Annotated in this window: 8 protein-coding genes and 1 tRNA gene; 8 read left to right on the top strand and 1 reads right to left on the bottom strand. The window is 42.5% G+C overall.

The annotated features are described in order from the left end of the window. The coding region (locus C1G49_RS08625) for an IS110 family transposase (protein ID WP_153048233.1) at positions 1-566 on the bottom strand (566 nt) is incomplete at its 3' end. Positions 567-917: 351 nt separating this feature from the next. Between C1G49_RS08625 and C1G49_RS08630 the strand changes: the two genes are divergently transcribed. The 8 genes from C1G49_RS08630 (at position 918) to rpmB (ending at position 14,608) form a co-directional block, all read left to right on the top strand. Continuing rightward, entirely contained in the window at positions 918-1,838 is a 921-nt protein-coding gene (locus tag C1G49_RS08630; RefSeq protein WP_105125367.1) for a metal ABC transporter solute-binding protein, Zn/Mn family, read from the top strand. A gap of 21 nt (positions 1,839-1,859) precedes the next feature. Continuing rightward, complete coding sequence (locus C1G49_RS08635) at positions 1,860-4,847, top strand: pneumococcal-type histidine triad protein (protein ID WP_105125368.1); 2,988 nt, start codon at positions 1,860-1,862, stop codon at positions 4,845-4,847. A gap of 179 nt (positions 4,848-5,026) precedes the next feature. Continuing rightward, the gene (locus C1G49_RS11470) at positions 5,027-9,916 is read left to right on the top strand and encodes a S8 family serine peptidase (protein ID WP_161942106.1); all 4,890 of its coding nucleotides are present in this window, start codon (positions 5,027-5,029) and stop codon (positions 9,914-9,916) included. Positions 9,917-10,055: 139 nt separating this feature from the next. Then, positions 10,056-10,637 (top strand): DNA-directed RNA polymerase subunit delta, encoded by a 582-nt coding sequence (gene rpoE / locus C1G49_RS08645; protein WP_105125370.1) that lies wholly within the window; start codon positions 10,056-10,058, stop codon positions 10,635-10,637. A gap of 169 nt (positions 10,638-10,806) precedes the next feature. After that, complete coding sequence (locus C1G49_RS08650; RefSeq protein ID WP_105125371.1) at positions 10,807-12,411, top strand: CTP synthase; 1,605 nt, start codon at positions 10,807-10,809, stop codon at positions 12,409-12,411. Between the two features lie 400 nt (positions 12,412-12,811). Then, positions 12,812-12,897: transfer RNA gene (locus C1G49_RS08660), tRNA-Leu, on the top strand. 314 nt (positions 12,898-13,211) lie between these two features. Then, positions 13,212-14,093: a class II fructose-bisphosphate aldolase gene (locus C1G49_RS08665; RefSeq protein ID WP_105113283.1), complete on the top strand. Its 882-nt coding sequence runs from the start codon at positions 13,212-13,214 to the stop codon at positions 14,091-14,093. Positions 14,094-14,419: 326 nt separating this feature from the next. Continuing rightward, a complete protein-coding gene (rpmB, locus tag C1G49_RS08670; RefSeq protein ID WP_001140948.1) occupies positions 14,420-14,608 on the top strand; it encodes a 50S ribosomal protein L28 in 189 nt (62 codons plus the stop codon). Positions 14,609-15,125: the final 517 nt, after the last annotated feature.

Below are 15,125 nucleotides of genomic sequence, written 5' to 3' on the forward strand. Positions count from 1 at the left end.
TCGTCCTTGCTTAAATCAAGCACGAAGTCCTTGCAAGGAAAAGCTATGACCAGGTTCCAGTATTGTTCGCCAGATGGTGTTGATAAGATAGTTTCCAATTCAGGAAAAGTGACCTGTAAGACCTTGTGCAGGCGGTTTTTAGCTCGAACAATATCCTCGGTCAGATTCTGATAGAAACGACTTAGATCCCGCAAGTTTTGGTAGACTTCTTCTTGGACATACGTCGATTTACGATTCAGTACAAACTGAGATTGAGCTAGTTTTTCGGCGTCAATTTGATCTGTTTTCCGCACACGCAAGCTATCCAGTTGCTTCTTAGCTTCTAAGGGATTAAGTCGTGTATAAGCGTAGCCATGTTCATCCAGAAAAGCTTGAAGACGGCGAGAGTAGACACCTGTTGCTTCAAAGATGATTTCTGGCTTATGGACGGTTCTCAAATCGCCAAGTAGCCGAGCAAAGCCTAAGGCGTCATTGGACATGGTATAGCCATGAACTTTCTCACCATTGACTAGAATGGCCACTTCTGAACTTGCCTTACTCACATCAATCCCAAAAACTGCACGCATGATATTACCTCTTTGTCTTGAATGATTCCTTGTTTTAGTGATGTCATTTTCAATACTCGACGTCTGGCGTCCCACATACTTTGATAACATTCTTTCTAAAACAGGTGCCTTGCCAGTTTTTGATGCGACGTCTAGCGTCAAAAGAGTTCTCGACTTAACAAGACACCTCTACTTTATCATAAAGAAAAAGTAGTGAGTACTTTCTCCCGTCGGAGATTTCCTCACTACTAATCTTAGTATGTTTTTGTTTTTTTGATAAATTAGTATATATTTTCCTAAAAATACTTGACCAGTTAATTGTTTTGTGGTATAAACTTAACTGGTTAATGTTTTTTGTGAAAAGGAGGAAATATGCTAAAGAAAATACTTGGAGCCTGTCTTTCTGTTCTAGCTGGTTTGTGCTTGATGGCTTGCTCGGTTCAGAAAGAGGCTAGTCAGGTTCAGTCAGGAATGCGGATTGTGACATCGTTTTACCCTATTTATTCACTGGTTAAGGAAGTATCGGGAGATAAGAATGATGTTCGGATGATTGGTTCGCGTTCGGGAATTCATTCATACGAACCATCAGCGGCAGACATACGAGCCATTTATGATGCAGATGTCTTTATTTATCACTCAAGGATTTTGGAGTCATGGGCAGGGCGCTTAGACCCAAATTTACAGGGGGCGTCTGTCCAGGTCTTAGAAGCATCTACAAGCCTGCCTTTGTCAAAAGTTCCTGGTTTAGAAGATATGGAAGTTGGTCAGGGAATTGATGAGGCTAGTTTGTATGATCCCCACACCTGGCTGGATCCGGTCTTGGTCGGACAGGAAGCCCTTGAAATTGGGGAACTTTTGGCAGATAGTGATCCAGAGAATGCGGATTATTATCGGAAAAATGCTAAGGCTTTGGATGAGAATGCAAAAAAGTTGGCTGAGAAATATATTCCAATCTTTGCTGAGGCCAGTTCAAAAACTTTCGTGACCCAACACACTGCCTTTTCTTACACTGCCCAGCGCTTCGGTCTAAAGCAGTTGGGGATAGCAGGGGTGTCTGAGGAAGAACCTAGCCCAAGGCAGTTGGCAGAGATTAAAGAGTTTGTCGACACTTACAAGGTACAAACGATTTTTACCGAAAAGGGAACGTCGGATAAATTGGCTAAGGCTCTGGCAACTTCGACAGGTGTAGACTTGAAGGTCTTGGATCCTCTGGAGGCAGATCCAGAAAATAACTTGACCTATTTAGAAAACTTAGAGCAGGTTTTAGAAACTCTTGCTCAAGAATTGAAATAATAATCACATAAAGGAGAGAAGATGAAAAAGAAAGCAGTCGTTGGTTCGGTAGCCGTCCTTGTATTGGGGATGAGTTTATGTAGCTACCAGTTGGGGCGTTATCAGGCGACAGAAGAACAAAAAAATCGAGTGTCCTATATTGAGGATAGTCAGAAGGAGCAGTCACTGGTCGCGGAGCAATTAACTCCGGAACAGGTTTCGGCAAAGGAAAATATTGATGCTGAGCAGATTGTTGTCAAAATCACAGACCAAGGCTATGTGACCTCTCACGGAGATCATTTCCATTATTACAATGGCAAGGTGCCTTTCGATGCCATCTTTAGTGAAGAATTGGTCATGAAGGATCCGAATTATGTCCTTCAAGATAGTCACATTATCAATGAGGTTCAAGATGGCTATGTTATCAAGGTAGATGGGAGATATTACCTTTACTTGAAAGATGCCAAACAGCAGAAAAATGTTCGGAGCAAGGAAGAAGTTGAACGACAAAAAGGAATTACATCGGCTGATAGCAAGCAACAGGCGACAGGTTCTAGCCATTCAGACGGTCCTTACAAGACTGACGATGGTTATGTCTTTAATCCGACAGATGTCATCGAAGATACCGGTGATGGCTTTATTGTTCCACATGGGGACCATTTCCATTTTATTCCTAAAAAAGACCTCTCTGCCTCTGAATTGAAAGCGGCTCAGGATTATTGGAATAAAAAGGGGAACAGTCAGTCAACCACTGGAAATCATTATGGAAATCACACCCAGAAAGTTCGGCAGGAAACTCCTGTTTCAGTACAGGGACAAGATTTGGCCAGCTTGTTGGCTCAGCTGGATGCGACACCTTTATCCCAACGTCATGTGGAAGCAGATGGCCTGGTCTTTGATCCACGAACCATAACTAAGAAAACTGCGACAGGTGTTGTTGTTCCCCATGGAGATCACCATCATTTCATCCCTTATAGTCAGATGTCAGCCTTGGAAGAAAAGATTACTCGGATGATTGGTGTAGGTGTCTCGGTTTCACATGCATCGGTTTCGGAAGATAGACCGACAGAAACAGCTGGTCCAGTGACGCTTCCTAGTTCGGCAGTGGCTAGTCCAATCAGTCCTGTTCAACCTTCCCAGCCTACTCTTCCATCTCATGCTACGGAACTTGCTAATTCAAGTCTGTTAAGCCAACCAAGTCTTCCTGTTGATCTTGTAAAACCTAGTCAACCTAGGGAGAAAGTTCATTCCTATATGGGACGGCCGATTTCTATCTATGGTAAGGGATTGGATGGCAAGGCCTACTTTACAAGTGATGGCTACGTTTTTAGCAAAGAATCCATTACATCAGTTGATGAGCATGGTATAATCGCTAGTCATGGGGACCATTTCCATTATGTCGGTCTTGGTGAATTGGAAGACTTTGAAATCAGGCAAGTGGAAGAGTGGGTGAGAGAGCAAACAGGTGCTCCTGTATTATCGACAAAACCAATACATAATCTAATTATTGATAGTCCACTACCATCTCAACCGACAAGTCCACTAGAAACGGATAAGCCCAAGGAAAATCAAGTGTTTGTTCCGTCTGGTGGTATAGTTTCAGCAGGAGTGGAGGCTGTGGAAACAGAAAAGCCTACGGTTGAAACAAGCACACCCTTAGAAGAGAATCGTCCAGACTTTGACTATAAATTGGTTACAGGCAAGGAAAGATTGAACGGCAAGGTTGTCTATCATGTGCAGCAAGCAGGTAAGACTTATTCTTATAGCCGTGACGAATTGGATTGGATGAAAATCTCATTTGCAGAATTAACCCTATCAGAAAAAGATAAACAATATATCTTTGACATTGCTCCGTTGGCTGAAGGAGATCTTCAACCTGCCATGTTGGTCACTATGGATAAGATTCCAATGAAGGGAGCTAATGCGACTTACGATACGGGTACTTCCTTTGTCATTCCTCACATAGACCATATCCATGTTCTGCCTTATACTTGGTTGAGCAAGGAACAAATTGCGACCATTCGTTACATCATGCAACATCCGGATGTTCGTCCATCAGCTTGGACAACAGCTGGACATGGCGATGGAGAAATGGCTGAAGAGGTTCCGTCGATTTTAAATGCTATACCGAAAGCAGAGCGTCAAGGTTTGAAAAATTGGCAGATTGTTTATACTGCTGAAGAAGTCATGGCTGCGCGTGCGCAGGGTAAGTTTGCGACCAATGATGGTTATATCTTTGCAGCAGAAGATGTCTTGGATCCAGCCAGCTTTATCTTTAGTCAAGCCTTTAGCGTTCCGAGAGCGACAGGAGGTTCATTACGCTCAGTAGCCAAAAAAGATCTCTCACAAGAGGAACTAGCAGCTGTAGAAGCTCTTCTTAATAAACGTGATGCGGAAGAATTGGCCAAACGTGTGACACCGCTTGATAGACGGGCAGGCTTGAAAAACTGGCAAATTGTCCATTCGGCAGAGGAATTGGCAACCGCCAAGGCAGCAGGGAAGTACATAACAAAAGACGGCTATATTTTTGACCCGCAAGATGTTTTGGATCCAAAAACCAAGGTATCTCAAACAGCCTTCCGAATCCCTAGAGCGGATGGTTCAGGTTTCTACCGTGTGGAAAAATCGGCCCTCAATCCTCAAACAGAATTGGCACTAGCTGAAGCCTTGCTAGCATCCAATGCCCCAGTCGTAGTAGAGCCCCCTCAGCCAACTACCCCTACAGAAGCAGGGACTCAACCAAGCGTTTCGTCTATTATTGCAACGCCAGCCCAACGCTTTGCATCGGAAGAAAAAACAGACATATCTGACAGCCAAGAAAGTGGTCAATCGCAAGAAAGCGAGGTTGAAACTAGCCCGTCAAGTGAAATGCCGACGGATGTAGCTTCAGAAACAGCTCCAGCTGTAGAAGAGCCAGTCAAGGAGTTAGCGGCATCATCTGAATTAGTTCCTCCAGTTGAACCAGTAACTTCTTCAGTTGTTTCGACAGAAAGTATAGAAAGCAGGGTAACGGATTCTGTTTCAGAATAAAAAATGAGCTTTTGCATTCTCTTGAATGGTCGGCACTATGCTAGTCATTTAAGTGGAAGGCAGAAGCTTTTTTTATATTTTTCAAAAAAATCTGAAAATTCAGTATTGTCCAGAAAGCGATTTCGTGATAAAATATTTTTTGTATGTAGAATACAAATCTAAAAAAGGAGGTTATGTTTATGGCAAATCGCAATTTGGTCAATCGACTATTGAAGGCAAGCAGTTTATTGACTCTTTTGACGGCTACAACTTATGTGGCAGTGCCTGTTTTAGCGAATGAAACCAATACACTTCCGCTTGTAACAGTGGATAACTCAATGGCCCATTCTGTAGAAACAGACCTAGCTTCAGTGGCTGATCAAGGTTTAGATCTGTCATTGACGGAGAAAGAAGAAGATGTTGGCGAAACCCAGTTAGTTTCTAATATGGCTGAACCAGCTTCAAGTGTAGTTGAACCAGTTACTGACCAGGCTCAGACAGAGGATGTGGTTGGGGCTACTCTTCTTGTTACAGAGAATGTAGAGCCTGTAGTTACTGATTCGGGGTCTACTCTGGATAATTCTGCTACTGCTACCGAGCTTTCTGGAAGCGAGGAAGTGCTTTCAGAGGAGAGCAATGCTCTCATCAATGTTCCTACTGTCTGGGAGGCAGGCAACAAGGGAGAAGGGATGGTCATTGCCATTGTCGATTCTGGTATTGATGTGGAGCACGATGCCTATCGTCTGACAGATATCACAAAGGCCAAGTATCAAAGTGAGGAAGAACTTGCTGTTGTGAAAGAACAAGCGGGTATTCATTACGGTCAATGGTACAGTGAGAAAATCGTCTTTGCTTATAATTACCTTGATACAAATAATGAGGTAAAAGAAAGCAAGGAGGCCACTCACGGTGGTCACGTTGCAGGTATTGCAGCAGGAAACCCTTCTCAGGAAGATAGCATTGGGCAAAAGATTGTGGGTGTAGCACCTGAAGCTCAGCTCATGTTTATGCGTGTCTTTTCAGAGAATTTTGGTGATGGAACCCAGCCATTTCTTTATATCCGAGCGATTGAAGACGCTGTCAAGTTGGGTGCTGATGTCATTAACTTGAGTTTGGGTTCGGCAGCAGGTTCTTTGATTGATGCCAGTGTTGCTTTAAACCAAGCTATTGAAGATGCCAAGAAACGTGGAGTGTCCGTTGTTATTGCGGCGGGTAACGACCGTGTTTGGGGAGATGGACAGGATAATCCCTGGGTTGAAAATCCAGATTATGGTCTAGTAGCCTCTCCGGCAGCAGCTAAGGATTCCATTGCAGTGGCTTCTTTCAATAATACCCATGTTGTTAAAGATGTCTTCACTATTCGAGGTATGGAGAACCAGCCAGCATTTAATAATGGTAAGGGAACCTACACTCAGCCTAGCGGTCTACCAGACTTTGATGCGACCAAAGAGTACGATTATATCTTTGTCGGCATTGGTAATCCCGAAGATTTCCAAGGGAAAGACCTTAATGGCAAAGTTGCTCTGATCCAACGTGGTGCAATTTCGTTTGATGCTAAGATTGCTGAAGCCAAGAAAAATGGAGCAGTTGGAGCCGTTATTTTCAATAACATTGACACAGGCAATGATCTATCAATGGCGGTAACCTCAAGAGAAGCTCGTTCTATCCCATCTATCTTTATCCCTAAAGCACTTGGTTTGGAATTGGCGGATAAATCAGGCACAGGCACCTACAAGCTAGTGTTTGACAAAAAGAAAGCCATGATGGACAATCCAGAGGGCAATCAGATGTCTGAATTTACCAGCTGGGGCTTGACGGCAGATGGTGAGTTGAAACCGGATGTTACTGCACCGGGTGGAGCTATTTATTCCAGTATCAATGATGGTAAGTATGCTAGCATGAACGGTACGTCCATGGCTTCTCCGCATGTTGCAGGTGCTGTAGCCCTTATTAAAAAAGGATTGATGGAGAGATATACTGACTTGACAGGACAAGCTCTTCAAGATCGTATCAAGCAAGTCTTGATGTCAACAGCTCGTCCACACTTTGATGCGGCTGCCAATGCTTATGTTTCACCAAGACAGCAAGGTTCAGGTTTGATTGATGTTCCAGCGGCTATTGCGACAGACTTGTATGTTTTAGGTAGTGAAGGGTATCCGAGCATTTCACTAGGTAATGTTCAAGACAACTTCAGCTTTGATGTGACGCTCTACAATACATCTGACAAGGCTCAGACTGTTACCTACAAGACACACTTGAATACGGATGCTGTTGAGAACGGTACATTCAGCTTGACGCCACGGGAATTGACACAGGTTGAGGGACAGGAAATTACTGTCGATGCACATTCTAGCAAGACAGTGACTATCTCCCTAGATGCGTCTAGTTATGCAGAGGAACTAGCTCAATTGATGCCAAATGGTTATTATTTGGAAGGTTTTGTTCGCTTCCTAAATAAAGATGATCAAATGGATCTGGTCAGTCTTCCATTCGTTGGTTTCCGAGGGAAATTCCAAGATTTGGCAGTGTTAGAGAAATCGATTTATGATTTTTCTACCGAGGAAGTTCCTTTCTATACAGAAAATGATTTCTCTGTGACAGGTGGTTTGGCAGTAGATGAGAAAAATTTCTACACAGCCTTGCTATCTGGCAAAGCGGAATTTAACCACGAAACAGGCGAACATGGTGTCCAATCTCCATTTATCTTGGGTAGTTTTGAAGATGCAGACGGAAATTTCCTCTTGAAAAAAGATGAGAATGGTCAGCCAATCCTCGCTCTTTCTCCAAATGGAGATGGAAACCGAGATGGAATTGTTTTCCGTGGCGTATTCCTTCGTAACTTCCGTAATTTGCAAGCGACAGTTTATGCTGCAGATGATACAGAACGTAAGACTCCATTATGGCAAGGGGACTCAATCAGCGGACCGAAGAATTTCTATGCTGGTCGTCCTACTAATCCACGTGCACATTTGATTGAAACATCTGCCTGGGAAGGTAAGGATAAGAACGGTCAAGATTTGCCAGATGGTAAGTATCAATACGTTATTTCATACCTGCCTGAAATATCTGGTGCCAAGGAGCAATTCATTACCTATACTATTGAATTGAATCGTGTTCGCCCTGCTATTACAACGGGTGTTGTGGATATGGAGGCAATGACCTTTAAACCACGTGCTCCGATTGCCTACGGTATGCCGATTTACCGTGAGCGTGTTTACTATGTTATCCATACAAAAGATGAAAATGGGCAACCAGTAGAAATTGAAAATCCAAATAACATTGGTCCAACTGGTCGTCCATTGAAAGAAGTATTGACCCAGCCACGTCGTGTCTATGTACAGCCAGATGAAAATGGTGTGTATCAATTGCCGACAGAGGACATTTTAGGTCGTCCACTGGACATTTCTAGCTTCTTCTATGCAGTAGAGGATCAGGCGGGTAACGTTCTAAGTGCCAATTTATCTGAATTTGCAGAAGTGCCAAGCGACCATGGGGTTGTTGTTGTACAGATTATCAATGACCAGACTGATCAAGAATACCCAACTGCCTATAATTATATTATTAGAGATGCAGAAGGAAATCAGCTTGAGTTATTGAAACCAGCTGGTCCGACAAGTAATATTCAACTACTTCCATTTGGAACCTACACAGTTGAATTGCATTTGTTCGATAAGGATGAGGTTCGGCTCATTGACGGGGAGCCTCTCATTAAAACATTTACTGTTTCAGAAGAGAATAGTTTAGTTGGTATTGATTTCCGAGTAATTGCTGTAGACCGTTCTCCGGTTCTAGCAGATTTTGGTGGTCTGGTGCCAGAAGGAACTAAAGTATATTTGGTTAATCAGAGTGGAGAAGAGCTTGAGCTTACTCGTGCTCGTTATGCTCCGGAAGTCTTTGAACGTTTGGTTACACATGGGGACTATTCAATCCGCATTGAAGTGCCTACAGGTTATGGTGTGGTAGATGCTCCGACGACTTATAAGGTCGAAGAGGCAGTTCGCAACTATTTGAATCTGATTTTGACAGCCAAGGGAGAGATTGAAAATGGAGGAAAATCTCTCACAAATGATGCTCCAGTTCTTCCAGCCTTTGACCTGTCAGCCGATACAGATGGCGATGGCTTCAGCAATCAAGTAGAATTGGAGCAAGGTTCTGATTATACTAATGCAAGTTCAGTTCCTGATGTGATAACAAAAGGTTTATCCGCCACAAGCCCAGCCCTTCCAGCCTTTGACTTGTCAGCTGATACAGATGGTGACGGCTTTAGTAATCAAGTAGAATTGGAGCAAGGTTCTGACTATGCTGATGCAGATTCAGTTCCAGAGGTGGCAGCCAAGGGTGAGCCAACATTCTTTGAATTACCAGTCGGTCATTTGGCTATGAATGGTTCCTCTGTAACCGCCCCAGTTCTTCCAATCTTTGACCTGTCAGCTGATACAGATGGTGACGGCTTTAGTAATCAAGTAGAATTGGAGCAAGGTTCTGACTATGCTGATGCAGATTCAGTTCCTGAGGTGGCAGCCAAGGGTGAGCCAACATTCTTTGAATTACCAGTCGGTCATTTGGCTATGAATGGTTCCTCTGTAACCGCCCCAGTCCTTCCGACCTTTGATTTGACTGCCGATACAGATGGCGATGGTTTTAGCAACCAAGTAGAGTTGGAGCAAGGTTCTGATTATGCAAATGCGGCTTCAGTTCCAGATGTGACAATCAAAGGTGAGCCAGCTTATCTAGAATTACCAGAAGGTCATTTGGAACTGAACGGTTCATCTGTAACCGCCGCAGCTCTTCCAGCCTTTGACTTGACTGCTGATACAGATGGCGACGGCTTTAGTAATCAAGTAGAATTGGAACAAGGTTCTGACTATGCAGATGCGGCTTCAAGACCTGAGAAGAGCCTGACACTTCCAGAAGTCATCAAGCCAGTTCCTGTGCCATCAGTAGCAGGAGAACAAGGTTCAGTGAAACAGATTTCTTCTGCTAAAACCCTTCCAGCAACGGGAGTTGTAGAAAATATGAGTTTCTATCTTGTGGCTAGCTTGACAAGCCTATCCGCATTCCTTTTATTCAAAAAGAGAGAGGAAGCCTAGTTAGTCGCTAGGGAGAAAAAGAGGTCTAGTTTGGCAGTGCCGACTAGGCTTTTCTTTTCTAAAAAAAATTTCACTTATCTTTGACTAATTATGATATTTAGCGTAAAATAGAAAGGAAAGACAAAAAAGGAGAAGAGCCTTGGAATTAAACGTATTTGCAGGACAAGAAAAAAGTGAACTTTCCATGATTGAAGTAGCCCGTGCTATTTTGGAAGAACGCGGACGTGACAATGAAATGTACTTCAATGATTTGGTCAATGAAATTCAAAATTACCTTGAAAAATCAAATAGCGAGATTCGAGCAGCCTTGCCAACTTTTTATTCGGATTTGAATGTGGACGGTAGCTTTATTCCGCTCGGTGAAAATAAATGGGGATTACGTTCTTGGTATGCTATTGATGAAATTGATGAAGAAGTGATCACTCTTGAAGAAGATGATGAAGATGCACCGAAACGTAAGAAAAAACGTGTCAATGCCTTTATGGACGGAGATGAAGATGCCATCGATTACGGTCATGATGATCCGGAAGATGAAGACGACTACTCTGACAGATCGACATCTGAATATGATGATGAAAATCCTGATGATGAGAAGGATGAGGTGGAGTCATACGACTCTGAAATCAATGAAATTATCACCGATGATGAATTGGATGTGGAACAGGTTGATTTGGGTGAAGTCGATGATGACTACTCAGATGAAGAGTCTGTAGACGAATAGTCACATAAAATTGTATTTGACAAGACAATGAGATTGCGATAAGATATTATCGGGCACCTCTTTTGAGGTCGGAGCTCCCTATTCGTAGGGAGCTATTTTTGTTTTTTTCTTCATCATTATTGACATCTACCCCCATCATGATGATGATGACAGTAGAAAAGGAGTTTGCATGACAAAATATATTTTTGTAACTGGTGGCGTTGTGTCATCGATTGGTAAGGGAATTGTGGCGGCAAGTTTGGGTCGCCTTTTGAAAAACAGAGGCTTAAAAGTCACCATTCAAAAATTCGATCCCTACATCAACATTGACCCAGGAACTATGAGCCCTTACCAACACGGAGAAGTATTTGTAACGGATGATGGTGCAGAGACAGACTTGGACCTTGGACACTATGAGCGTTTTATCGATATCAACCTCAACAAATACTCCAACGTCACAACTGGTAAAATTTACAGCGAAGTCCTTCGCAAAGAACGTAAGGGAGAGTACCTCGGAGCAACGGTTCAGGTCATTCCGCATATTACCGATGCTTTGAAAGATAAAATAAAACGTGCTGCACGCACGACGGATGCGGATGTGATCATTACAGAAGTAGGTGGAACTGTCGGAGATATTGAAAGTTTGCCTTTCCTTGAAGCTCTCCGTCAGATGAAGGCAGATGTTGGCTCTGAAAACGTTATGTACATTCATACGACCCTCTTGCCTTATCTCAAAGTGGCAGGAGAAATGAAAACCAAGCCAACGCAACATTCGGTTAAAGAACTGCGTGGACTTGGAATTCAACCAAATATGTTGGTGATTCGGACAGAACAGCCGGCAGGTCAAGGTATAAAAAATAAATTAGCTCAATTCTGTGATGTAGCGCCAGAAGCGGTGATTGAATCGCTGGACGTTGAACACCTCTATCAAATTCCTCTTAATATGCAGGCGCAAAACATGGACCAGATTGTCTGCGACCACTTGAAACTGGATGTGCCACCAGCAGATATGACAGATTGGTCAGCCATGGTTGACAAGGTTCTAAATCTCAAGAAGACTGTCAAAATTGCACTTGTTGGTAAATACGTCGAACTCCAAGATGCCTATATCTCCGTTGTAGAAGCCTTGAAACACTCAGGCTATGCCAACGATGCTGCGATTGAGTTGGATTGGGTCAATGCCAATGACTTGACGGCAGAAAATGTCGCTGAACGACTTGGACAAGCGCAAGGGATCATCGTGCCTGGTGGCTTTGGTCAACGCGGTACGGAAGGAAAAATCCAAGCCATTCGCTATGCGCGTGAAAATGATGTGCCTATGTTGGGGGTATGCTTGGGCATGCAGTTGACCTGTGTGGAATTTGCTCGCCACGTTCTTGGATTAGAAGGAGCCAATAGTTTTGAGCTGGATCCTGAAACCAAGTATCCGATTATCGATATCATGCGTGATCAAATTGGCGTGGAAGATTTGGGTGGAACGCTTCGTTTAGGTTTGTATCCAAGCAAGCTCAAACGTGGTTCAAAAGCTGCGGCAGCCTATGACAATCAAGAAGTTGTCCAACGCCGTCACCGCCACCGATACGAGTTTAACAATGACTTCCGTCAACAATTTGAAGAAGCTGGTTTTGTCTTCTCAGGCGTATCGCCAGACAACCGCCTGGTTGAAATCGTTGAAATTCCTGAGAATAAGTTCTTTGTTGCCTGTCAATATCACCCAGAACTCCAATCTCGACCCAACCGTCCAGAGGGCCTCTATACCGCCTTCGTCACAGCTGCTGTTGAGAATGAAAAGTAAATAGGGGACGGGAAAGACATCCATGATGGCTCCGCCCTCACCCACAGAATAATGAAAACGAACATAAAGCCCCCACTAGGTGTAACATCTTAGTGAGGGCTTTGTGGTGAACTACAAGTATACACAGAGGTGTTTTCTTGTGCCTTAAAATGGATATCCTTTGACAAGAAGATCTCTGGAACCTGTTTTGGTAGCCAAACCAAGGCTACTATTAGCCTAACAACTTCAAGCCTGTTATCAAATGAAATTACCAGCTTACCCAAAGATAGTGAAATAACTATTTTTGAGCAAGGCAAGGTGGCTAACTTCATTATAGAACTTTCAATGAAAAAATAATTATTTTTTTCAAAAAAAGTGTTGACAGTTCCCTGTTCTCGTGTTATACTAATTCTTGTGTTAAGCGGGGATGGCGGAATTGGCAGACGCGCAGGACTAAGGATCCTGTGATCGCTTTAGATCGTGTGGGTTCAAGTCCCACTCTCCGCATCAGTGGACTAGCTCAGGCTAGTCCTTTTGCTTTGTCTTTTTTGAGCATATCGTTGCTCATCATTTTTTAACTCGAAGTTTATTTTCTATAAATAGAAGTTGGAAGTCTTCAGAGGATTATCAAGTCCCGCTGGAAAATAAAAAACTAAGAGGATATGAAGTAAGTGAATTTAAGGGAGGGAAGTCACTTTATCATGAAACTTATGTGAAAATTTTCTCAAAACCCTATAGTTTCAGCTAGCATTTTCAAAATAAAAATGGTAGAATAGAGAAGTATGAGGTGTAACCTCAAAAAATATTAGGAGGCTATCGAAATGCCATTAGTTTCAGCAGAAAAATTTGTCCAAGCAGCGCGTGACAACGGTTATGCAGTTGGTGGATTTAACACAAACAACCTTGAGTGGACTCAAGCTATCTTGCGTGCAGCAGAAGCAAAACAAGCTCCAGTTCTTATCCAAACTTCTATGGGTGCAGCTAAGTACATGGGTGGTTACAAAGTAGCTCGTAACTTGATTGCTAACTTGATCGAGTCAATGAACATCACAGTTCCAGTTGCTATTCACCTTGACCATGGTCACTATGAAGATGCACTTGAGTGTATCGAAGTTGGTTACACTTCTATCATGTTTGACGGTTCACACCTTCCAGTAGAAGAAAACCTTGCAAAAGCTAAAGAAGTTGTGGAATTGGCTCACTCAAAAGGTATCTCAGTTGAGGCTGAAGTTGGTACTATCGGTGGTGAAGAAGACGGTATCGTTGGTACTGGCGAATTGGCTCCAATCGAAGATGCAGTAGCAATGGTTGCAACTGGTATTGACTTCTTGGCAGCTGGTATTGGTAACATCCACGGTCCATACCCAGCAAACTGGGAAGGTCTTGATCTTGACCACTTGCGTAAATTGACTGAAGCTGTACCAGGTTTCCCAATCGTATTGCACGGTGGTTCTGGTATTCCAGATGAGCAAATCCAAGAAGCAATCAAATTGGGTGTTGCTAAAGTCAACGTTAACACTGAGTGCCAAATCGCATTTGCAAACGCAACTCGTAAATTTGCAGCAGCTTATGAAGCAAACGAAGCAGAATACGACAAGAAAAAACTCTTTGACCCACGTAAATTCTTGGCTGACGGCGTAAAAGCTATCCAAGCATCTGTTGAAGAGCGTATCGACGTATTTGGTTCAGCGAATAAAGCTTAATATTACTGCGAAGAAATTTTTGATTTCGAGCAAACAAAGCGTAATTAGGATAATACTGAGAACCTGACAAATGTTGGGTTCTTTTTTGCAAACATGGTCCGTGCACCTATTGTCGAAGCCCTATTTCTGCCAAAGCAAAACGAAGTTCTTTTATAGAAGAAAAAATAAATTACCAACTATCTGAAATCGCTTTAGCCTAGCTAGCAAGAAGAATGAGAATAAAAAATAAAAATATTTCTTGCCAAGTCCATTCTTTTCTGTTAGAATAGTATGGTATGTGGTGCTAGCACATCCTATATATTTGATCAAATGAGGAGGAATATACAATGGCTAAAGTATGTTATTTTACTGGTCGTAAGACTGTATCAGGTAACAACCGTTCACACGCTATGAACCAAACAAAACGCGCAGTTAAACCAAACCTTCAAAAAGTTACTGTTTTGATTGATGGCAAACCTAAAAAAGTTTGGGCTTCAGCTCGTGCTCTTAAATCAGGCAAAGTTGAGCGTGTATAATAAGAAAGTCGTTAGAATAGTCTAGCGACTTTTTTGTACCTTTAAATGAGAATAATAAGTTGCTAGCTAGAAGTAGTTCTTCATTTTAGGCATTTATAACATATCTGACAAACATGAAATAATACTCAATAAAAATTAAAAATAGCATGCAAGAACAATTACTATGTGTAAAAATTCAATATTTAAGTTCAGATAGGCGACTAGCCGTACTCTGCTCAAAAACTTCAAAATTGAAATACTCTGCATTCCATTTGATTGGTAGATAGCTTTCCTCCTGATTCTAAATGAGTATGAAAACCTTCAGTTTCGCTTAAGTTTATTCTTGTATACTGTATTCAAGCTAGAAATAGTGAGCAACTTTTCTTTTACATATAATTTCGAGAGAACAGTGGCATGAAAAAATAGGTAAATTCTCAAAGTAAGTTCTAGTTCCCGTCCATCTAGAAGTTACTCTGAGAAAACTGCATAAAACCAACAGAATTTAGTCTCAGACTAAGTTCTGTTTTTGCCTAAAATG

The sequence above is a fragment of the Streptococcus suis genome, assembly GCF_002960625.1.
In the GTDB taxonomy this organism is placed as follows: Bacteria; Bacillota; Bacilli; order Lactobacillales; family Streptococcaceae; genus Streptococcus; species Streptococcus suis_T.

Excerpts from the sequence above, each read along its gene's own strand:
- C1G49_RS08650 (WP_105125371.1), top strand. The coding sequence starts at position 10,807 with ATGACAAAATATATTTTTGTAACTGGTGGCGTTGTGTCATCGATTGGT.
- C1G49_RS08630 (WP_105125367.1), top strand. The coding sequence starts at position 918 with ATGCTAAAGAAAATACTTGGAGCCTGTCTTTCTGTTCTAGCTGGTTTG.
- C1G49_RS11470 (WP_161942106.1), top strand. The coding sequence starts at position 5,027 with ATGGCAAATCGCAATTTGGTCAATCGACTATTGAAGGCAAGCAGTTTA.
- C1G49_RS08635 (WP_105125368.1), top strand. The coding sequence starts at position 1,860 with ATGAAAAAGAAAGCAGTCGTTGGTTCGGTAGCCGTCCTTGTATTGGGG.
- rpmB (WP_001140948.1), top strand. The coding sequence starts at position 14,420 with ATGGCTAAAGTATGTTATTTTACTGGTCGTAAGACTGTATCAGGTAAC.
- C1G49_RS08665 (WP_105113283.1), top strand. The coding sequence starts at position 13,212 with ATGCCATTAGTTTCAGCAGAAAAATTTGTCCAAGCAGCGCGTGACAAC.